Raw genomic sequence first — 21092 nt, forward strand, 5'->3', positions numbered from 1 at the left:
CGCGCCCCGAATCCCCGGCGCCCGAAACGGGTACGACTCCCACGCAACCGATCGGCAGCCCCCGATGCGGCGAGGTGAGGACCCGGATGTCGGCAACACAGCCCGTACAGCCCAAGGTGACCGAGCGCGAGGCCCGGCAGGTCGCGGAAGCGGCCCGGGAACAGGACTGGCGCAAACCCAGCTTCGCCAAGGAGCTCTTCCTCGGCCGCTTCCGGCTCGACCTGATCCACCCCCATCCGCTCCCCGCCGCCGAGGACGTCCGGCGCGGCGAGGCCTTCCTGGCCCGGCTGCGGGAGTTCTGCGAGAACGAGATCGACGGGCAGCGCATCGAGCGCGAGGCGCGGATCCCCGACGAGACCGTGCGCGGGCTCAAGGAGCTCGGCGCCCTCGGGATGAAGATCAGCCCCGAGTACGGGGGCCTGGGCCTCACCCAGGTGTACTACAACAAGGCGCTCGCCCTCATCGGCTCCGTCAGCCCGGCCATCGGCGCCCTGCTCTCCGCCCACCAGTCCATCGGCGTGCCCCAGCCGCTGAAGATGTTCGGCACCAAGGAGCAGAAGGACGCCTACCTGCCCCGCTGCGCCACCACCGCGATCAGCGCCTTCCTGCTGACCGAGCCCGACGTGGGCTCCGACCCGGCGCGCCTGGCCACCACCGCCGTCCCGGACCCCGAGGACCCCGGCTCCTACCTCCTCGACGGGGTGAAGCTGTGGACCACCAACGGGGTGGTCGCCGACCTGCTCGTCGTCATGGCCCGGGTGCCGAAGTCCGAGGGCCACCGGGGCGGGATCACCGCCTTCGTCGTCGAGGCCGACTCGCCCGGCATCACCGTCGAGCACCGCAACGCCTTCATGGGCCTGCGCGGCCTGGAGAACGGCGTCACCCGCTTCCACCGCGTCCGGGTGCCCGCCTCCCAGCGGATCGGCCCCGAGGGCGCCGGCCTCAAGATCGCGCTGACCACCCTGAACACCGGACGGCTCTCCCTGCCCGCCATGTGCGTCGGCGCCGGCAAGTGGTGCCTGAAGATCGCCCGCGAGTGGTCCGGCGTCCGCGAGCAGTGGGGCCGCCCGGTCGCCCGGCACGAGGCCGTCGGCGCCAAGATCTCCTTCATCGCGGCCACCACCTTCGCCCTGGAGGCCGTCGTCGACCTCGCCTCCCAGATGGCCGACGAGGACCGCAACGACATCCGCATCGAGGCCGCCCTCGCCAAGCTCTACGGCTCCGAGATGGCCTGCCTGATGGCCGACGAGCTGGTCCAGATCCGCGGCGGACGCGGATTCGAGACCGCCGACTCCCTCGCAGCGCGCGGCGAACGGGCCGTCCCCGCCGAGCAGCTCCTGCGCGATCTGCGCATCAACCGGATCTTCGAGGGCTCCACCGAGATCATGCACCTGCTGATCGCCCGCGAGGCCGTCGACGCCCACCTCTCCGTCGCCGGCGACCTCATCGACCCCGACAAGGCCCTCGGCGACAAGGCGAAGGCGGGCGCCCGCGCCGCCGGCTTCTACGCCCGCTGGCTGCCCAAACTCGCCGCCGGCCCCGGCCAGCTCCCCGGCACCTACCGCGAGTTCCACCCGGCCGGCCACCCCGACCTCGCCACCCACCTGCGCTACGTCGAGCGCGGCGCCCGCAAACTCGCCCGCTCGACCTTCTACGCCATGTCCCGCTGGCAGGGCCGCATGGAGACCAAACAGGGCTTCCTCGGGCGGATCGTCGACATCGGTGCCGAACTCTTCGCGATGAGCGCGGCCTGCGTGCGCGCCGAGCACCTGCGCGCCACCGGCGACCACGGCCGTGAGGCCTACCAGCTGGCCGACGCCTTCTGCCGGCAGTCCAGGCTGCGCGTCGAGGAGCTCTTCGGCCGGCTGTGGGCCAACACCGACGACCTCGACGCCAAGGTCGTCAAGGGCGTCCTCTCCGGCACCTACACCTGGCTGGAGGAGGGGGTCCTCGACCCCTCCGGCGACGGCCCCTGGATCGCCGACGCCGAACCGGGACCCTCCACGCGGAAAAACGTTCACCGTCCGCTGCGCTGACCTGCCATCATCGGCATTGTTCGGACGGACGTACGAGCACGGGCACGAGCACGAGGCGGACGAGGACGATGCCGACGGCCGAGGAGGACCGGGCCAGCCGGGAGCTGGCCCGGTGCGTGGCGCACCTGCTGCGCCACGCACCGCACCACGTCGTCGCCGCCCTCATCGACCGGCTCGACGCCCCCGTCCCCAAGTACCTGTGCCGCGACCAGTGGCTGCCCGCCGCCGCCGTCACCCTGCTGCTGCGCCACGGCACCGACGCCGACCGGCACTACATCGCCCGCAACCCGCACGTCGTCGGCCGTCCCCTGCCCGGCCTCCCCGGCCCCGCGCTCTACGCCGCCCGCCGGCCCTCGCCCGAACTGCTCCACGCGGTGGGCCCCGGCCCCTTCACCACCGGCGAGCTGACCACCCTGCTGCGCCGCCACGCCCGCCGCCCCCGCACCGCGCTGATCCTGCTGCGCATGCCGCACGACCTCGACCCCGGGGAGCTGCTGCGCGAGCACGCCCGCGCCCCGCTGCCGCCCGGCGCCGTCGAGGCACTGCTGCTGGCGGGCGGCCTGCCCCGGCGGGCCTGCCTCGCACTGCTCGACGCGCGCGGCGGGCGGACGTACGGGCGCCACTGGTACCGGCCCGCCGTCCGCGCCGTCCGCATGGGCCTGCTGACCTGCGACGAGCTCGTCGCCCACGTGGCCCCCGCCGCCCACACCCTGCTCCTCGGCCACCTCCCCGTCACCCGCGGCCTGCGCTGGAACCTGCCCGAGCAGGCCGAGATGCAGTCGGCCGTGCACCGCGCCCTGCGCCGCCCGCTCGGCGAGGACCCCCGGCTCTGGGCCGAACTGCCCCGCCGCGCCGCCGGCTTCCCCGGCACCCTGCCCGAGCTCGCGGCCGCGCTGGCCGCCGGAGTCCCGGCCGCGCCCGGCGCCGTCCGGCACGACCCGGCGCTGGCCCGCGCCGTACGCCACCTCGCCCCGGAGACGGCCCCGCTGGAGCCCGCCGGGGCCTGGGAGCGCGAACTGGCCCTGGTCAGCCTCGCCGTGCCGATGGACACCGCCGCCGAGGACGTCCGCTGGGTCCGCGACTGCCTCGACCGCTCGCTGCTCACCGGCGCCGACGTCGTCCGGCACAAGGTCCCGGCCTGCTGGGCGCTCGACGAGGACCAGTGGCTCGGCGACATCGGCCACCCCGACCGCCACGACCGCCCGGCCGCCGTGCTCGCCGCCCGCGCGGAGGCCGACCGGCTCTTCGACGCGGCCCTCGGGGACGACGTGGAGGCCTGGTGGCGCGCCGCCCGCGCCCTGCCCGACTTCGCCGGCACCCTCCCCGAACTCCTCGCCCGGGTCACGGACGGGGACTCCGTGTCCAAGCGGCCCTGAGGAGCGGCAACAATGGGGGGCATGAGCGACAGTCCAGCCCCCCTCGCCGACCCGCACCTCCTCTTCGACGCCGCGGCCGGCCGCCGGGACATCGTCATCCTCGGGTCGACCGGGTCCATCGGCACCCAGGCCATCGACCTCGCCCTGCGCAACCCGGACCGCTTCCGGGTCACCGCGCTGTCCGCCGCGGGCGGCCGCGTCGCCCTGCTGGCCGAGCAGGCCCGCAAGCTGCGGGTGCGGGCCGTGGCCGTCGCCCGCGAGGACGCCGTCCCGGCTCTGAAGGAGGCGCTGAGCAGCGCGTACGGGCCCTCCGAGGCGCTGCCCGAGATCCTCGCCGGGCCCGACGCCGCGACCGACCTCGCCGCCTCGCCCTGCCACACCGTCCTCAACGGCATCACCGGCTCCATCGGTCTCGCGCCCACCCTCGCCGCGCTCCGCGCCGGCCGGACCCTCGCGCTGGCCAACAAGGAGTCGCTGATCGTCGGCGGCCCGCTGGTCAAGGCGCTCGCCGCCCCCGGCCAGATCATCCCCGTGGACTCCGAGCACGCGGCCCTCTTCCAGGCGCTGGCCGCCGGCACCCGCGCCGACGTCCGCAAGCTGGTCGTCACCGCCTCCGGCGGCCCCTTCCGCGGCCGCACCCGCGCGGAGCTGGCGAAGGTCACCGTCCAGGACGCCCTCGCGCACCCCACCTGGGCCATGGGCCCGGTCATCACGATCAACTCCGCCACCCTGGTCAACAAGGGGCTGGAGGTCATCGAGGCGCACCTGCTCTACGACATCCCCTTCGACCGCATCGAGGTCGTCGTCCACCCCCAGTCGTACGTCCACTCGATGGTCGAGTTCTCGGACGGTTCCACCCTCGCCCAGGCCACCCCGCCGGACATGCGCGGTCCGATCGCGATCGGCCTCGGCTGGCCGCAGCGGGTCCCCGACGCCGCCCCCGCCTTCGACTGGACCAAGGCCTCCACCTGGGAGTTCTTCCCGCTGGACACCGAGGCCTTCCCCTCCGTCGGCCTCGCGCGGCACGTGGGCACCCTGGGCGGAACCGCCCCCGCCGTCTTCAATGCCGCGAACGAGGAGTGCGTCGAGGCCTTCCTCGCGGGCAGGCTGCCGTTCACAGCAATCATGGATACGGTCTCCGCAGTGGTCGATGAGCACGGGACGCCGCGGTCGGGAACTTCCCTCACCGTCCAGGACGTCCTCGAAGCGGAGACCTGGGCCAGGGCCCGGGCCCGGGAGCTGGCGGCAGGGGCCGCCGTGGAGGAGGGCGCATGACGGCTTTGATGACGGTGCTCGGGGTCGTGCTCTTCGCGTTCGGCCTGCTGGTCTCCATCGCGTGGCACGAGCTCGGCCACCTCTCCACGGCCAAGCTCTTCGGCATCCGGGTGCCCCAGTACATGGTCGGCTTCGGGCCGACCGTCTGGTCGCGCCGGAAGGGCGAGACCGAGTACGGCATCAAGGCCATCCCGATGGGCGGCTACATCCGCATGATCGGGATGTTCCCGCCCGGGGACGACGGCAAGGTCACCGCGCGCTCGACCTCGCCGTTCCGGTCGATGATCGAGGACGCCCGCTCGGCCGCGTACGAGGAGCTCCAGCCCGGGGACGAGAGCCGCCTCTTCTACACGCGCAGGCCGTGGAAGCGCGTCATCGTGATGTTCGCCGGACCGTTCATGAACCTGGTCCTGGCCGTGGCGATCTTCCTCACCACCCTGATGACCTTCGGGCTCAACACCCAGACCACCGTCGTCAGCTCGGTCTCCGACTGCGTCATCCAGCAGAGCGAGAAGCGCGACAAGTGCGCCCCGGGCGACCCGGCCGCCCCGGCCAAGGCCGCCGGCCTGCGGGCCGAGGACAAGATCGTCGCCTTCAACGGCCGCCCGGTCAGCGACTGGTCCGTCCTCCAGAAGGACATCCGCGCCACCACCGGCCCCGCGACCATCACCGTCGAGCGGGCCGGGCACCGCCTCGACCTGCACGCCAACCTGATCGAGAACAAGGTCGCCAAGACCGACGCCGACGGCCGCTACGTCAAGGACCAGTACGTCACCGCCGGCTTCCTAGGCTTCGCCCCCGCCGTCGGCTACGTCCCGCAGACCTTTGGCCAGTCCGTCAGCCGCATGGGCGAGATGATGGAGGCTGGCGTCCAGTCCCTCGTCGACCTCCCCGGCAAGGTCCCGGACCTGTGGAACGCCGCCTTCAACGGCGCCGAGCGCAAGCAGGACAGCCCCATGGGCGTCGTCGGCGCGGCCCGGGTGAGCAGCCAGATCTTCAACCTGGACATCCCCGCCCAGTACCAGCTGGTCTTCTTCCTCAACCTGCTGGCCGGGTTCAACCTCTCGCTGTTCCTGTTCAACATGCTCCCGCTGCTCCCGCTGGACGGCGGCCACATCGCCGGCGCCCTGTGGGAGTCCGTCCGCCGCACCGTGGCGAAGGTCTTCCGGCGCGCCGACCCCGGCCCCTTCGACGTGGCGAAGCTGATGCCGGCCGCGTACGTGGTCGCGGGCGTCTTCGTCTGCTTCACCCTGCTGGTCCTCGTCGCCGACGTGGTCAACCCGATCAAGATCAACTAGGGGTGGGGGTCCCACCCCCCTCGACGACGGAGCCGGGCACGCAGCGTGCCCGGCTCCCTACGTTCGGGTGGCGCCGCCCCCTCGGATGCGAGGGGCACGCGCGCATTGGCGTAACCTCAAAGGCCGGAGCCCGCCGATCTCGGGACCTCGATCCACACCTTGGGGTTGCACAGCAGATGACTGCCATCTCTCTCGGAATGCCGTCCGTGCCGACGAAGCTTGCCGACCGACGGGTCAGCCGCAAGATCCAGGTCGGTTCCGTGGCCGTCGGAGGCGACGCACCCGTCTCGGTGCAGTCGATGACCACCACCCGGACCTCCGACATCGGCGCCACCCTCCAGCAGATCGCCGAGCTGACCGCGTCCGGCTGCCAGATCGTCCGCGTCGCCTGCCCCACGCAGGACGACGCCGACGCGCTCGCCGTGATCGCCAAGAAGTCGCAGATCCCGGTCATCGCCGACATCCACTTCCAGCCCAAGTACGTGTTCGCCGCGATCGACGCCGGCTGCGCCGCCGTCCGCGTCAACCCGGGCAACATCAAGCAGTTCGACGACAAGGTCAAGGAGATCGCGTACGCCGCCAAGGAGGCGGGCACGCCGATCCGCATCGGCGTCAACGCCGGCTCCCTCGACGCACGCCTGCTGAAGAAGTACGGCAAGGCCACCCCCGAGGCGCTCGTCGAGTCCGCGCTGTGGGAGGCCTCCCTCTTCGAGGAGCACGGCTTCGGCGACATCAAGATCTCGGTCAAGCACAACGACCCGGTCGTCATGGTCAACGCCTACCGCCAGCTCGCCGCCCAGTGCGACTACCCGCTGCACCTCGGCGTCACCGAGGCCGGCCCCGCCTTCCAGGGCACCATCAAGTCCGCCGTCGCCTTCGGCGCGCTGCTCTCCGAGGGCATCGGTGACACCATCCGCGTCTCCCTCTCCGCGCCGCCGGTCGAGGAGGTCAAGGTCGGCAACCAGATCCTGGAGTCGCTGAACCTCAAGCCCCGCCGCCTGGAGATCGTCTCCTGCCCCTCCTGCGGCCGCGCCCAGGTCGACGTCTACAAGCTGGCCGAAGAGGTCACGGCGGGCCTGGACGGCATGACCGTGCCGCTGCGCGTCGCCGTCATGGGCTGCGTCGTCAACGGCCCCGGCGAGGCCCGCGAGGCCGACCTCGGCGTCGCCTCGGGCAACGGCAAGGGCCAGATCTTCGTCAAGGGCGAGGTCATCAAGACCGTCCCCGAGTCCAAGATCGTGGAGACCCTCATCGAAGAGGCGCTGAAGATCGCCGAGCAGATGGAGAAGGACGGCGTCGCCTCCGGCGAGCCCAGCGTCGCCATCGGCGTCTGAGACCCGGCCGCCCGAGCGGCAACGGCCCCGGCCCCGTGCCCCCTGTGGGGGCCCGGGGCCGGGGCCCTTTCGTGACCCGCGGGAGACGGCATCGCCGCGCCCCGGCGGGTACAGTGCGGAGATCAGCAGACCTGCACGGTGAGGCCCCAGTGTTGACTCAGACCACCACCCGGGTCCTTGAACCCAGTGATCTGGACGCCGCGCTCGCCATCCTCGGACGCGAGCCGGTCGAGAACGCCTTCGTCACCTCCCGGGTCCAGGTCGCCGGGCTCGACCCCTGGCGCCTGGGCGGCGAGATGTGGGGCTGGTACTCCGGCGGCGAACTCCGCTCCCTGTGCTACGCGGGCGCCAACCTGGTCCCCGTCTGCGCCGGCCCCGACGCCGTCCGGGGCTTCGCCGACCGGGCCCGCCGCACCGGCCGCCGCTGTTCCTCCATCGTCGGCCCGGCCGAGGCCACCCGGCTGCTGTGGAAGCTCCTCGAACCCAGCTGGGGCCCCGCCCGCGACGTCCGTGCCCACCAGCCGCTCATGGCCACCGAACGGCCCTCCGCCGAGGTCACGCCCGACCCGCTGGTGCGCCGGGTCCGCAAGGACGAGATGGACCTGATCATGCCCGCCTGCGTGGCCATGTTCACCGAGGAGGTCGGCATCTCCCCGCTCGCCGGGGACGGCGGCCTGCTCTACCAGGCCCGCGTCGCCGAACTGGTCGGCAGCGGCCGCTCCTTCGCCCGCGTCGAGGACGGCAAGGTCGTCTTCAAGGCCGAGATCGGCGCCGCCACCGCACAGGCCTGCCAGATCCAGGGCGTCTGGGTGGCCCCCGAGTTCCGCGGCCGGGGGCACTCCGAGACCGGCATGGCGGCCGTGGTGGAGTTCGCCCTGCGCGACGTGGCCCCCGTGGTCAGCCTCTACGTCAACGACTTCAACACCGCCGCACGCGCCGCCTACCGCAGGGTGGGCTTCCGCGAGGTGGGGGCGTTCATGAGCGTGCTGTTCTGAGCCGGTGGGCGTTCCGGCCGGGCGGGGCTGGTGTGCGCTGTGGCGGGGTGAGCGGGCCGGTGCGGGCGGCGGCTGTGGCAACGCACCGCCGGGAGCGGCCGGTTTCGTCCGGGAAGCCGTACCGGAGCGGGTGTACCCCGCAGTAAGGTCGGCCGCATGCTGCCTACCCCCGGGGGCGACGACCCCGCACGCCCCGCTGGACTGCGCATCGGGCCCCTCGACCTCGCCGCCCGCGTGGACGAGGCCCTGCGGGTGCAGGCCGTGGCCTTCGGGCTCAGCGAGGAGGAGGTCGGCATCCGGCGCTACATCGTCCAGCGCCACATGACCTGCCGGGGCGCCCGCGCGCTCGGCGCCTTCACCGACGACGGGGCCCTCGCCGGGTTCGTCTACGGGATGCCCAACGACCGGGCCCACTGGTGGTCCACCATCGTCGAGCCCTACCTGCGGGCCAACGGCTCCGCGCACTGGCTCGACCACTCCTTCGTGATCACCGAGCTGCACGTCCACCCCGGCTTCCAGGGCCGGGGCGTCGGCCGCGCCCTGATCACCCGGATCACCGACACCGCCGCCGAACCGCGCTCGATCCTCTCCGCCATCGACACCGACAGCCCGGCCCGAGGCCTCTACGGCGCCCTCGGCTACCGGGACCTGGCCCGCAAGGTCCACTTCCCGAGCGCGAGCCTCCCGTACGCGGTCATGGGCGCCCCGCTGCCGCTGCTGCGGGGCTGAATCCGGTACCCGGGCCGTTGCCGTCCCGATAGCCTCGCCGCATGTCAACGCAACACGTGCAGCGCATGTCCCGCCTCATGGCCAAGACCCTCCGCGAGGACCCGGCCGACGCCGAGACCCTCAGCCACCGGCTGCTCGTCCGCGCCGGCTACGTGCGGCGCAGTTCCGCCGGGGTGTGGACCTGGCTGCCGCTCGGCAAGAAGGTCCTCGACGCCGTCTCCCGCGTCGTCCGCGAGGAGATGGACGCCATCGGAGCGCAGGAGGTGCTGCTGCCGGCGCTGCTGCCCCGGGAGCCGTACGAGGTCAGCGGCCGCTGGTCGGAGTACGGGGACCTGCTGTTCCGGCTCAGGGACCGCAAGGGCGCGGACTACCTGCTCGGCCCCACCCACGAGGAGATCTTCACCCTCGTGGTGAAGGACCAGTGCACGTCCTACAAGGACCTGCCCGTGATGCTCTACCAGATCCAGACCAAGTACCGCGACGAGGCCCGGCCCCGGTCCGGGGTGCTGCGCGGGCGCGAGTTCCAGATGAAGGACTCGTACTCCTTCGACATCACGGAGGAAGGGCTCGCGGAGTCCTACCGGCTCCACCGCGAGGCGTACGTACGGATCTTCGAGCGGCTCGGCCTCGACCACCGGATCGTGTCGGCCGTGTCGGGCGCGATGGGCGGCTCGGCGTCCGAGGAGTTCCTGGCGCCGGCCGGGGCGGGCGAGGACACGTTCGTGGACTGCCCGGAGTGTGACTACGCGGCGAACACGGAGGCGGTCGTCTTCGTCCCGGCCGCCGTGCCCGGCGTCGCGCACGCGGCGATGGAGGAGATCCCGACCCCGGACACACCCACGATCGAGACCCTCGCGGCCCACCTCGGCGTTCCCGCCTCCGCCACGCTGAAGAACCTCCTGGTGAAGGTCGACGGGGAGATCACGGCGGTGGGCGTGCCGGGTGACCGGGAGGTCGACCTCGGCAAGCTCGGGGAGCACCTGGCCCCGGCGGTGGTCGAGCTGGTGACGGCGGAGGACTTCGCGGGGCGGCCCGATCTGGTACGGGGCTACGTGGGCCCGCAGGGGCTGGAGAAGTTCCCCTACCTGGCCGACCCCCGGGTCGCGCCGGGGACGTCCTGGGTGACCGGGGCCAACAAGGCCGACACGCACGCGCGGAACGTGGTGTGCGGGCGTGACTTCGAGGTGGACCGGTACCTGGACGTGGTCGTCGTGGAGCCCGGCGACCCCTGCCCGCGGTGCGGTGCGGGGCTGCGGCTGGACCGGGCCATCGAGATCGGGCACATCTTCCAGCTGGGACGGAAGTACGCCGACGCCTTCGGGCTGGACGTGCTCGGCCCGCAGGGCAAGCCGGTACGGGTCACGATGGGCTCGTACGGCATCGGCGTCTCGCGGGCGGTGGCCGCGCTGGCCGAGCAGACGGCGGACGAGCGCGGGCTGTGCTGGCCGGCGGAGGTGGCCCCGGCCGACGTGCACGTGGTGGCGGCGGGCAAGGCCGGGCCGCTGGCGCTGGCCGAGCAGGCGGCGCAGGCCCTCGCGGCTGCCGGGAAGCGGGTCCTGCTGGACGACCGGGCCGGGGTCTCGCCGGGGGTGAAGCTCACCGACGCGGAGCTGATCGGCGTGCCGTGGATCCTGGTCGCGGGACGCCGGGCGGGCGAGGGCGTCGTCGAACTCCAGGACCGCCGGACCGGGGTACGGCAGGAGCTGCCGCTGGAGGAGGCGCTGGGGCGGCTGCGGTAGGCGGCCGCCGGGGAGGAGCGGGGAGCGGGCCCCGCGTAACGGTCCTCGGTCCTCAGCCGGGCGCCGGGCCGGCCGGTGGGAGCGCCGCCTCGGGCGGACCGGGCGGCTCCGGTGGCCCGGCGGGCCCGGACGCGCCGGGCGGCTCCGGGTGGGGCGGGGGGTCCCCGGAGGGGGTCGCCCGTTCCAGGAAGCGGAGGAGTTCCACCGGGAAGGGGAGGACCAGGGTGGAGTTCTTCTCCGCCGCGACCGCGATCACCGTCTGGAGCAGGCGCAGCTGGAGGGCCGCCGGCTGGTCCGACATGACGGCCGCCGCCTCGGCCAGTTTGTGCGAGGCCTGGAGCTCCGCGTCCGCGTTGATCACGCGGGCGCGGCGTTCGCGGTCCGCCTCCGCCTGGCGTGCCATGGAGCGCTTCATCGTCTCCGGCAGGGAGACGTCCTTGATCTCCACGCGGTCGATCTGGACGCCCCAGCCCATCGCCGGGCTGTCGATCATGAGTTCGAGACCCTGGTTCAGCTTCTCGCGGTTCGACAGGAGGTCGTCCAGGTCGCTCTTGCCGATGATCGAGCGGAGGGAGGTCTGCGCCATCTGCGAGACGGCGAAGCGGTAGTCCTCCACCGCGATGATCGCACTCGCCGGGTCGACCACCTTGAAGTAGACGACCGCGTCCACCCGGACCGTGACGTTGTCCCGGGTGATGCCCTCCTGCGCGGGAATCGGCAGGGTGACGATCTGGAGGTTCACCTTGTGCAGGCGGTCCGCCACCGGGAGGATCATCGTGAAGCCGGGCGGGCGGATCCCTTCCCGGAGCCGGCCGAACCGGAAGACGACCCCGCGCTCGTACTGCTTCACCACCCGCGCGGCGGCGCCCAGGTAGACCGCGACGCCCGCGGCGGCGGCGATTCCCGCTGTCAGCAGCTCCTCGACCATGACGGCCCCCTGCCGGACATGCACCTTTTACTAAGGTATGCCCTACAGCCAGGCCGCGAACTCCAGCAGCAGCTCGGCATCCCGCCGCCGCCCCGCGGCCAGCGCGCGCACCCCGGACTCCACGGCCCGGAACACCGTCCAGCCGCGCAGCCGCTCCCGGTCCACCTCCAGCGAGTCGGCGAGCTTGTTCACCCGCCGCCGCGCCCCCGAGGCCCCCGCCGACGAGGCGACCTGGTCCTCCAGCCGGTCACGCACCAGCCGGGCCAGGTCGTAGGCCCGTTCGCCGACCAGCGGGTCCGGACCCACCGTCAGCCACGGCGCCCGCTCGCCCGCCAGCACCTTGCCCTGGCGGAAGTTCCCGTGCAGCAGGAGTTCCTCCGGCGGATGGGCGGTCAGCTGCGGGAGGAGGTCCAGGGCGGCGTCCGCGAGGGCCCGGGCCTCCGGGGGCGCCGCGTGAAGGGCCTCGGACTGCGCGGCCGTGCGCTCGGCCACCGTCTCGAAGGGATGGCCGGCCGGCGGGCGCACCCAGAGGCGGCGCAGCGTGCCGCAGGCCTCCAGCAGGGCCTTGGCCTCCGGGAGCGAGCGCAGCGAGACGTCCGCCTGCAGCCGCTCCAGCAGGAGGGCGCCGTCGTCCTCGTGGTGGCGCGAGTCCAGCACCCGTACCGCGCCGAAGCCGCCCCAGTGGGCGAGCGCGGCCAGCTCACGGTCGGGCCGGGCCCCCGGGGGCGCCAGCTTCAGGGCGGCCGGGGTGCCGTCGGCGTAGCGGACCAGCATCACCAGGCTGCTGCGGCCGCCGGGCGCCAGGGCCCGCTGGAACACCACGTCCCGCCGCTCCAGCGCCTCCTTGGCGAGTTCGGGCAGCCGCTCCAGCCACTGCGTGTCCTGCGCTGTGCGCGGCGGCTCGCCGAGCGCCCGTACGAGCCGCTGCGGCGGTTCGAAAGCCATGCGTGCGTGGTCCCTTTCAGCCGGTACGGGCCCCGTCCGAGCGTTCGGTGAGCCCAGGGAAGGCTACGCCGACCCCGCGCCAGCGTGCCGCGCGCACGGCCGCGGCGCTCAGCGCGTCAGCCGCGTCGCGGCGCAACTGGCCGTCCGCCGCCCGGACCAGGTCCGAGTACGCGCCCGCCACCCGGTCCTCGATGTCGGCGGCCAGCCGCTCGGCGTCGTCCCCGGACCGCACCTCGAACGGCAGGGCGTACGCCGCCTCCGACGGCCGGGGCGCGCCGCCCAGCTCCCGCACGGTGCGGGTGAGCCGGTCGCGGCGCGAGAGGTGCTGGCCGTACGCCTCCCGGGCCTCGGTCGCCCGGGCGGGGTCGATCCGGGCGCCGATGACCCCGTACCCGTACGTCGCCGCGTGCTCGGCGGCCAGCGCCGCCTGGGCGGCCTCCAGGGCGCGGCCACCGGGGGAGGGGGAGGGCTTCACGGCGGTGTTCACGAGGAGGCTCCCGGGTTCGAGGTCAGCAGGTAGGCGTGGACGGCCCCGCAGGCGGCCACCGAGGCCAGCAGCCGGGCCAGCTCGCCGGGGGCGCCGGCCAGGGCGATGGTCCGGGCCTCGGACAGGCTCCGCTCGGCGTCCGCGAGGGCGCTCAGGGCCTCGGCGGGCTTCGCCGGGACCTCCGCCCGCCCGGCCGCCGGCGCGCTGGGCGACGGGGACGGGGAGCCGGACGGGGACGCCGCCGCCCGGGAGGGCGCCGGGCTCGCCTTGGGGGTGGTGAGGGCGAGGGCCCCGGTGTGGGCGGCGACGGCCGCGCGCAGCGGCGCGAGCCGGCCGGACAGATCGGGATGGACGGCCACGGTGGCGTCGTAACGTTCCAGCAGCCGCTCGCTGTCACGGACGGCGCCCTCCCGCATCCGCCGTTCGAGTGAAATCCCGCTGTCCGCGCCGGCCGTCCCGCCTCCGCCGGAACACCCGGTGACCAGCACGGACCCGGCGGCCGCCGCGGCGGCTCCGGTGAGCACGCTCCTGCGTGAGGGCGAGGGCCTCGAAGGCAAGGACCAGGGCACGGTGACGTCCTCGGGGTGATGGCGGGGCAAGGTGTGATCACGGTACCCGGGGGTCCGCCCGGCGGCGCGGACGGCAACACCCTCCGCGACCGGATACCCTTTGACCTGACACGCGACGGAAAACCACAACAGCACACGCGGCCGAGGAGTCACCCGGATGAGCACCACCCAGAGCGACAGGCTGCGCGGACTGCTGGAGCCGCTCGTCGCCGCCAAGGGCCTGGACCTCGAGGAGATCGAGCTTTCCAAGGCGGGCAGGCGCCGGATGCTGAGGATCGTCGTGGATTCCGACGAAGGCGTGGAACTGGACGCGTGCGCCGAGCTGAGCCGTGAGGCCTCCGACGCGCTCGACGCTTCCGACGTGATGGGCGAGGACGAGTACGTCCTCGAAGTCAGCTCCCCGGGCGCGGACCGCCCGCTCAGCGAGCACCGCCACTACGTCCGGGCCACGGGCCGCCTCGTGAAGTTCCAGCTGGCCGAGGGCGGGGAACTCATCGCCCGCATCCTCGACGTCGACGACGAGGGCCTGGACCTCGAAGTCCCGGGTGTGAAGGGCCGCAAGGCGACCGCCCGCCGCATCGCGTTCACCGACATCGCCAAGGCGCGTGTCGAGATCGAGTTCAACCGCAAGGACAAGAAGGAAGAGGAGGCGTAGCCGTGGACATCGACATGAGTGCCCTGCGGGGTCTGGTCCGGGAGAAGGAGATCTCCTTCGACCTGCTCGTCGAGGCGATCGAGTCGGCCCTCCTCATCGCGTACCACCGCACCGAGGGCAGCTTCCGCCGCGCCCGTGTGGTGCTGGACCGCACCAACGGCCACGTGGTCGTGTGGGCGACCGAGGACCCGCGCGATCTCGAGGAGGGGCAGGAGCCCAAGGAGTTCGACGACACCCCGTCGGACTTCGGCCGTATCGCCGCGACGACCGCCAAGCAGGTGATCCTCCAGCGTCTGCGCGACGCCGAGGACGACCTGACCTTCGGCGAGTTCGCCGGCCGCGAGGGCGACGTCATCACCGGCGTCGTCCAGCAGGGCAAGGACCCCAAGAACGTCCTGGTCGACATCGGCAAGCTGGAGGCCATCCTGCCGGTGCAGGAGCAGGTCCCCGGTGAGGAGTACCCGCACGGGCTCCGCCTGAAGGCGTACGTCGTGCGCGTGGCGAAGGGCGTCCGCGGTCCGTCCGTGACCCTGTCGCGCACCCACCCGAACCTGGTGAAGAAGCTCTTCGCCCTGGAGGTCCCGGAGATCGCCGACGGCAGCGTCGAGATCTCCGCGATCGCCCGCGAGGCCGGCCACCGCACCAAGATCGCGGTCCGGTCCACCCGTTCGGGCCTGAACCCGAAGGGCGCCTGCATCGGCCCGATGGGCAGCCGCGTGCGCAACGTCATGGCCGAACTGCACGGCGAGAAGATCGACATCGTCGACTGGTCGGACGACCCGGCGGAGATGGTCGCGAACGCGCTGTCACCCGCCCGGGTGAGCAAGGTCGAGGTCGTCGACTGGGACTCGCGCTCCGCGCGGGTGACCGTCCCCGACTACCAGCTGTCGCTGGCCATCGGCAAGGAGGGCCAGAACGCCCGCCTCGCCGCGCGGCTCACCGGCTGGCGCATCGACATCCGGCCGGACACCGAGCCCGCGCCCGACGCGGACGCCTGACCGGCGGGAATAAATCACTACCGGACGACCGTTTGAGGCCGGTAGACAGGGGGTCCCCGTGCGTGGGGACCCTTCTGGATCACAACGACATCCGTTCGATTTTTCACCTGAAGGGGTGAGGTCGGTGCGGGGAGGTAGACTTAGGCGTGTCTGGCCGGACGCAAGCCCGCGCATGCCCCGAACGCACCTGTGTGGGGTGCCGGGAGCGAGCGGCCAAGAGCGATCTGCTGCGCATCGTGGCGGTCGGGGACGCATGCGTCCCTGATCCTCGCGGTACGCTGCCCGGCCGGGGTGCGTACGTGCATCCCGCCGTGGTCTGCCTCGACCAGGCGGTCCGCCGCAGAGCGTTCCCCCGGGCCCTCCGGTCCGCAGGACCGCTCGACACGGAGGGACTGCGCAATGCCCTGGCCGTCCAGGCCGTGGCGACACCGTAAGAAGAAGTACGGCACGGATACCCCGTGCGGTCAGGTACCTCGCGAGTTGGAAGTAGGTCGAGATTGCGATGAGCACTCGATGAGTACGCGATGAGTACGCCCATGAAGTAGCGACGGTCCGGCGTAACCCGGACCTAAAAGGAGCGAAGTGGCTAAGGTCCGGGTATACGAACTCGCCAAGGAGTTCGGGGTTGAGAGCAAGGTCGTCATGGCCAAGCTCCAAGAACTCGGTGAATTCGTCCGTTCGGCGTCCTCGACGATCGAGGCGCCGGTTGTACGCAAGTTGACTGACGCACTGCAGGGGCCCGGCGGCAACGCCGGCAAGTCCGCTGCGAAGCCCGGCGCGCCCCGCAAGGCCGCGCCCGCCAAGCCCGCGGCGCCCTCCCCGGCGACCGCGGCACGTCCTGCCCCCAAGCCCGGCGCACCGGCCCCCAAGCCGGCCGCCGCCGAGGCTCCGGCGGCCCCCGCCCCGGTGACTCCGGCCGCTCCCGGCCCGCGTCCCGGCCCCAAGGCTCCGGCCGCCCCGAAGCCCGCTCCGGCGGCTCCCGTGGCGACCGAGTTCTCCGCGCCCCCGGCCGCTCCGGCGCGCCCCGCCGCGTCCCCCGGCCCGCGTCCGGCGCAGCAGCGTCCGGCCGCCCCGGGTCAGGGTGCCCGTCCCGGCGCCCCGCGTCCGGCCGGCGCCACCCCCGGTGGCCAGGCCCCGCGTCCCGGCGCTCCGGCCCCGCGTCCGCAGGGCGCCCGTCCGGCCGGTCCCCGTCCGGGCAACAACCCGTTCACGTCCGGCGGCTCCACCGGCATGGCGCGCCCGCAGGCGCCCCGTCCGGCCGGCGCCCCGCGTCCCGGTGCCCCCGGCGCCGGCGGCCAGGGTGCCCCGCGTCCGCAGGCCGGCCCCGGCGGCGCCCCGCGTCCGCAGGGTCCCGGCGGCGCCCGTCCGACCCCGGGCGGCATGCCCCGTCCCCAGGGCGGCGCTCCGCGTCCGGCCGGTCCCGGCGGCAACCGTCCGAACCCCGGCATGATGCCGCAGCGTCCCGCTGCCGGCGGTCCCGGCCCCCGTCCCGGCGGCGGTCCCCGTCCCGGTCCGGGCGGCGCCGGCCGTCCCGGCGGTCCGGGTCGTCCCGGCGGCGGCTTCGCCGGCCGTCCGGCCGGTCCGGGCTCGCGTCCGGCCGGTGGCGGCTTCGGCGGCCCGCGTCCGGGTGGCGGCGGCTTCGGCGGCGGCCCGGCCGGCGCCGGTGGCGGCGGTCGTCCCGGCTTCGGTGGCCGTCCCGGCGGCCCGGGTGCCCGTGGTGGCACGCAGGGTGCGTTCGGCCGTCCCGGCGGGCCCGCCCGTCGCGGTCGCAAGTCGAAGCGTCAGAGGCGCCAGGAGTACGAGGCCATGCAGGCCCCGTCCGTGGGCGGCGTGATGCTGCCCCGCGGCAACGGCGAGACCGTTCGCCTGTCGCGCGGTGCGTCCCTCACCGACTTCGCGGAGAAGATCAACGCCAACCCGGCGTCGCTGGTCGCGGTCATGATGAACCTCGGCGAGATGGTCACTGCCACGCAGTCCGTCTCCGACGAGACCCTCCAGCTCCTCGCCGACGAGATGAACTACACGGTTCAGATCGTCAGCCCGGAGGAGGAGGACCGCGAGCTGCTCGAGGGCTTCGACATCGAGTTCGGCGAGGACGAGGGCGGCGAGGAGTTCCTGCTGCCGCGTCCGCCGGTCGTGACCGTCATGGGTCACGTCGACCACGGTAAGACCCGCCTGCTCGACGCCATCCGCAAGACGAACGTCGTCGCGGGCGAGGCCGGTGGCATCACCCAGGGCATCGGCGCCTACCAGGTGGGCACCGAGGTCAACGGTGAAGACCGCAAGATCACCTTCATCGACACCCCGGGTCACGAGGCGTTCACCGCCATGCGTGCCCGTGGTGCGAAGTCGACCGACATCGCGATCCTCGTGGTCGCGGCCAACGACGGCGTCATGCCGCAGACGATCGAGGCGCTGAACCACGCCAAGGCCGCCGGCGTCCCGATCGTCGTCGCGGTCAACAAGATCGACGTCGAGGGTGCCGACCCGGTCAAGGTGCGCGGTCAGCTCACCGAGTTCGGTCTGGTCGCCGAGGAGTACGGCGGCGACACGATGTTCGTCGACATCTCCGCCAAGCAGGGTCTGCACATCGACTCCCTGCTGGAGGCCGTCGTCCTCACCGCCGACGCCTCGCTCGACCTGCGTGCCAACCCGGAGCAGGACGCTCAGGGTATTGCGATCGAGTCCCACCTCGACCGTGGCCGCGGTGCCGTCGCCACCGTCCTCGTCCAGCGCGGTACCCTCCGCGTCGGCGACACGATGGTCGTGGGCGACGCCTACGGCCGCGTGCGCGCCATGCTCGACGACAAGGGCAACAACATCGAGGAAGCGGGTCCGTCGACCCCCGTCCTGGTCCTGGGTCTCACCAACGTCCCCGGCGCCGGCGACAACTTCCTCGTCGTCGACGAGGACCGCACCGCCCGTCAGATCGCCGAGAAGCGTGCTGCGCGTGAGCGCAACGCCAACTTCGCCAAGCGCGTCCGTCGCGTGTCCCTCGAGGACCTCGACTCCGTGCTCAAGGCCGGTCTGGTCCAGGAACTCAACCTCATCATCAAGGGCGACTCGTCCGGTGCGGTCGAGGCCCTCGAGTCCTCGCTGCTCCAGCTCGACGTCGGCGAAGAGGTTGACATCCGCGTCCTGCACCGCGGTGTGGGTGCGGTCACCGAGTCCGACATCTCGCTGGCGATGGGCTCCGACGCCATCGTCATCGGCTACAACGTCCGCGCTGTCGGCCGTGCCGCGCAGATGGCGGACCGCGAGGGCGTCGACGTCCGGTACTACTCGGTGATCTACCAGGCCATCGAGGAGATCGAGGCGGCCCTCAAGGGTCTGCTCAAGCCGGAGTACGAAGAGGTCGAGCTCGGTACGGCGGAGATCCGCGAGATCTTCCGCTCGTCCAAGCTGGGCAACATCGCCGGTGTCCTGGTCCGCTCGGGCGAGGTCAAGCGCAACACCAAGGCGCGGCTCCTGCGCGATGGCAAGGTCATCGCCGAGAACCTCACCATCTCGGGTCTGCGCCGCTTCAAGGACGACGTCACCGAGATCCGCGAAGGCTTCGAGGGCGGTATCAACCTCGGCTCCTTCAACGACATCAAGATCGACGACGTCATCGCGACGTACGAGATGCGCGAGAAGCCCCGCGCGTAAGCGCGAGGCGGTTCGCACCGTGTCGTAACTGCACACCGGGGCCGGTCGGCGGAATATCCGTCGATCGGCCCCGGCCGTTGCGTGTACGGTTCTGGTGACCCTGCCGAGCGACGGCCGGCAGGCCACCGAACCCGCACCGGCGGGATATCCGGAACTGCATGTACGTGGGGACTCTGTCCTTCGATCTGCTCCTCGGCGACGTCCATTCGCTGAAGGAGAAACGCTCCGTCGTCCGGCCCATCGTCGCCGAGCTCCAGCGCAAGTTCTCCGTGAGCGCGGCCGAGGTGGGAGACCAGGACCTGCACCGCAGGGCCCGTATAGGGGTCGCCCTGGTGAGCGGGGACGCGGGGTTCGTGTCGGACGTACTCGACCGCTGTGAGCGGCTGGTCGCGGCGCGTCCGGAAGTGGAGCTGCTGTCCGTCAGACGGCGGTTCCACGGTGATGAAGACTGATTGCTTGTCTGCAAGGAAGAAGGAGACGGACCAGTGGCCGACAATGCGCGGGCGAAGAAGCTGGCGGACCTCATCCGGGAGGTGGTGGCGCAGAAGCTGCAGCGTGGAGTCAAGGACCCCCGCCTCGGCACGCACGTGACCATCACCGACACCCGGGTCACCGGCGACCTGCGGGAGGCCACGGTCTTCTACACGGTCTACGGCGACGACGAGGACCGGGCCAGCGCGGCAGCGGGCCTGGAGAGCGCCAAGGGCGTACTGCGCTCCGCGGTCGGCCGGGCGGCGGGGACCAAGTTCACGCCCACCCTGACCTTCGTCGCGGACGCCCTCCCGGAGAACGCCAAGACCATCGAGGACCTCCTCGACAAGGCGCGCGCCTCCGACGCCCAGGTGCGCGAGGTCTCCTCCGGCGCCCAGTACGCCGGTGAGGCCGACCCGTACAAGAAGCCGGGCGAAGAAGACGACGAGGACGCAGCCGCGGAATGAGCACCGACGCAGGGAAGACTCCGGACGGCCTTGTCATCGTCGACAAGCCGTCCGGCTTCACTTCGCACGACGTGGTCGCCAAGATGCGCGGGATCGCCAAGACCCGCCGCGTCGGCCACGCCGGCACCCTCGACCCCATGGCGACGGGTGTCCTCGTCCTCGGCGTAGAGAAGGCCACCAAGCTCCTCGGCCACCTCGCGCTGACCGAGAAGGAGTACCTCGGGACGATCCGCCTCGGGCAGTACACCCTCACGGATGACGCCGAGGGCGAGATCACCGCGTCCGCGGACGCCTCCGGGGTCACCCGGGAGGCCGTGGACGCGGGGATCGCCAAGCTGACCGGCGACATCATGCAGGTGCCGTCCAAGGTCAGCGCCATCAAGATCAAGGGCGTGCGCTCCTACAAGCGCGCCCGCGACGGCGAGGACTTCGAGATCCCGGCCCGTCCGGTGACGATCTCGTCGTTCCAGGTGTACGACATGCGCGAGGCGGAGGCCGAGGACGGCACCAAGGTCGTCGACCTCGTCGTCTCCGTGGTCTGCTCCAGCGGTACCTACATCCGCGCCCTCGCCCGCGACCTGGGCGCCGACCTGGGCGTCGGCGGCCACCTCACGGCGCTGCGGCGCACGCGGGTGGGCCCGTACAAGCTCGACCGGGCGCGCACGCTGGACCAGCTCCAGGAGGAGCTGACCGTCATGCCGATCGGCGAGGCGGCCGCGGCCGCTTTCGCGCGCTGGGACCTGGACGCCCGGCGGGCCTCGCTGCTCGCCAACGGCGTGCGGATCGACATGCCGGACGAGTACCAGGACGGCCGGACCGTGGCCGTCTACGGGCCCCAGGGGCAGCTGCTCGGGCTCGTCGAGAGCAAGGGCGGCAAGGCGAAGTCCCTGGCGGTCTTCGTCTGAGCCCCTCGGCGAGGCTCTTCTGAGCCCCTCGGCGAGGATCTTTTCGACGTGGAGCGGTGAGCGCGCACGGACCGCCGCTCACCGCTCCACGACCCCCCTCGGATAGGTCTCTATCCACCCGGAGCCCGTTGTTCACTCGTCCGAGCAGGCGCTCGGAGTGAACGGAGGGAGCGTAAGGGGGCGCTTTCGGTCCGCGCGCTTTTCGCCCCGATCTTCACTTGCCTACCGTCGTGACCA

At 72.6% G+C, this 21092-nt stretch carries 19 protein-coding genes; 15 read left to right on the forward strand and 4 right to left on the reverse strand.

Going from position 1 to position 21092, the window contains the following annotated elements; all coding sequences use genetic code 11:
• The first annotated feature begins 86 nt into the window (after positions 1-86).
• The 8 genes from ABT403_RS19410 to ABT403_RS19445 all read left to right on the forward strand — a co-directional run bounded on the left by ABT403_RS19410 (position 87) and on the right by ABT403_RS19445 (position 10782).
• Complete coding sequence (locus ABT403_RS19410) at positions 87-2036, forward strand: acyl-CoA dehydrogenase family protein (protein WP_344170657.1); 1950 nt, start codon at positions 87-89, stop codon at positions 2034-2036.
• 68 nt (positions 2037-2104) lie between these two features.
• Positions 2105-3412: a hypothetical protein gene (locus ABT403_RS19415; RefSeq protein ID WP_344170659.1), complete on the forward strand. Its 1308-nt coding sequence runs from the start codon at positions 2105-2107 to the stop codon at positions 3410-3412.
• A 12-nt stretch (positions 3413-3424) separates the two neighbouring features.
• Positions 3425-4687 (forward strand): 1-deoxy-D-xylulose-5-phosphate reductoisomerase, encoded by a 1263-nt coding sequence (dxr, locus tag ABT403_RS19420; protein ID WP_344170662.1) that lies wholly within the window; start codon positions 3425-3427, stop codon positions 4685-4687.
• The gene (locus ABT403_RS19425; protein WP_344170665.1) at positions 4684-5985 is read left to right on the forward strand and encodes a M50 family metallopeptidase; all 1302 of its coding nucleotides are present in this window, start codon (positions 4684-4686) and stop codon (positions 5983-5985) included. Before dxr ends, ABT403_RS19425 begins: the two co-directional genes overlap by 4 nt.
• Before the next feature lie 176 nt (positions 5986-6161).
• Positions 6162-7319 carry a flavodoxin-dependent (E)-4-hydroxy-3-methylbut-2-enyl-diphosphate synthase gene (ispG, locus tag ABT403_RS19430; protein WP_344170668.1) on the forward strand — a complete coding sequence of 386 codons (1158 nt, stop codon included), beginning with the start codon at positions 6162-6164 and terminating at the stop codon, positions 7317-7319.
• Between the two features lie 152 nt (positions 7320-7471).
• On the forward strand, positions 7472-8314 hold the full coding sequence (locus tag ABT403_RS19435; RefSeq protein WP_344170671.1) for a GNAT family N-acetyltransferase: 843 nt from the start codon (positions 7472-7474) through the stop codon (positions 8312-8314).
• A gap of 156 nt (positions 8315-8470) precedes the next feature.
• Positions 8471-9043: a GNAT family N-acetyltransferase gene (locus ABT403_RS19440; protein WP_344170674.1), complete on the forward strand. Its 573-nt coding sequence runs from the start codon at positions 8471-8473 to the stop codon at positions 9041-9043.
• Positions 9044-9084: 41 nt separating this feature from the next.
• Complete coding sequence (locus ABT403_RS19445) at positions 9085-10782, forward strand: proline--tRNA ligase (RefSeq protein WP_344170677.1); 1698 nt, start codon at positions 9085-9087, stop codon at positions 10780-10782.
• A gap of 52 nt (positions 10783-10834) precedes the next feature.
• Here ABT403_RS19445 and ABT403_RS19450 read toward each other — a convergent pair whose 3' ends face one another.
• From ABT403_RS19450 to ABT403_RS19465, 4 genes are read right to left on the reverse strand one after another with little or no spacing between them, the layout of a single operon-like run.
• Positions 10835-11710 carry a slipin family protein gene (locus tag ABT403_RS19450; protein ID WP_344170783.1) on the reverse strand — a complete coding sequence of 292 codons (876 nt, stop codon included), beginning with the start codon at positions 11708-11710 and terminating at the stop codon, positions 10835-10837.
• A gap of 42 nt (positions 11711-11752) precedes the next feature.
• Positions 11753-12655 carry an aminoglycoside phosphotransferase family protein gene (locus ABT403_RS19455; protein WP_344170680.1) on the reverse strand — a complete coding sequence of 301 codons (903 nt, stop codon included), beginning with the start codon at positions 12653-12655 and terminating at the stop codon, positions 11753-11755.
• 16 nt (positions 12656-12671) lie between these two features.
• Positions 12672-13142: a ferritin-like domain-containing protein gene (locus tag ABT403_RS19460; protein WP_344170683.1), complete on the reverse strand. Its 471-nt coding sequence runs from the start codon at positions 13140-13142 to the stop codon at positions 12672-12674.
• Positions 13139-13558, reverse strand: coding sequence for a hypothetical protein (locus ABT403_RS19465; RefSeq protein ID WP_344170686.1), 420 nt, complete (start codon positions 13556-13558; stop codon positions 13139-13141). The genes ABT403_RS19460 and ABT403_RS19465 overlap by 4 nt, the downstream gene beginning before the upstream one ends.
• Positions 13559-13868: 310 nt before the next feature.
• On the opposite strand from ABT403_RS19465, the gene rimP reads away from it, so the two are divergent.
• The 7 genes from rimP (at position 13869) to truB (ending at position 20855) form a co-directional block, all read left to right on the forward strand.
• Positions 13869-14366: a ribosome maturation factor RimP gene (gene rimP, locus ABT403_RS19470; protein ID WP_344170689.1), complete on the forward strand. Its 498-nt coding sequence runs from the start codon at positions 13869-13871 to the stop codon at positions 14364-14366.
• A gap of 2 nt (positions 14367-14368) precedes the next feature.
• Positions 14369-15364, forward strand: a complete 996-nt coding sequence (gene nusA / locus ABT403_RS19475; RefSeq protein ID WP_344170692.1) for a transcription termination factor NusA — start codon at positions 14369-14371, stop codon at positions 15362-15364.
• Positions 15365-15510: 146 nt separating this feature from the next.
• Positions 15511-15798, forward strand: coding sequence for a YlxR family protein (locus ABT403_RS19480; RefSeq protein ID WP_344170695.1), 288 nt, complete (start codon positions 15511-15513; stop codon positions 15796-15798).
• A 148-nt stretch (positions 15799-15946) separates the two neighbouring features.
• Positions 15947-19012, forward strand: coding sequence for a translation initiation factor IF-2 (gene infB / locus ABT403_RS19485; protein WP_344170698.1), 3066 nt, complete (start codon positions 15947-15949; stop codon positions 19010-19012).
• 158 nt (positions 19013-19170) lie between these two features.
• Positions 19171-19464: a DUF503 domain-containing protein gene (locus ABT403_RS19490; RefSeq protein WP_030227569.1), complete on the forward strand. Its 294-nt coding sequence runs from the start codon at positions 19171-19173 to the stop codon at positions 19462-19464.
• A 33-nt stretch (positions 19465-19497) separates the two neighbouring features.
• A complete protein-coding gene (rbfA, locus tag ABT403_RS19495) occupies positions 19498-19950 on the forward strand; it encodes a 30S ribosome-binding factor RbfA (RefSeq protein WP_344170703.1) in 453 nt (150 codons plus the stop codon).
• Positions 19947-20855 (forward strand): tRNA pseudouridine(55) synthase TruB, encoded by a 909-nt coding sequence (truB, locus tag ABT403_RS19500; protein WP_344170706.1) that lies wholly within the window; start codon positions 19947-19949, stop codon positions 20853-20855. The genes rbfA and truB overlap by 4 nt, the downstream gene beginning before the upstream one ends.
• Positions 20856-21092: the final 237 nt, after the last annotated feature.

It is taken from the genome of Streptomyces sp. NPDC000075 (assembly GCF_040301925.1).
Classification (GTDB): Bacteria; Actinomycetota; Actinomycetes; order Streptomycetales; family Streptomycetaceae; genus Streptomyces; species Streptomyces polychromogenes.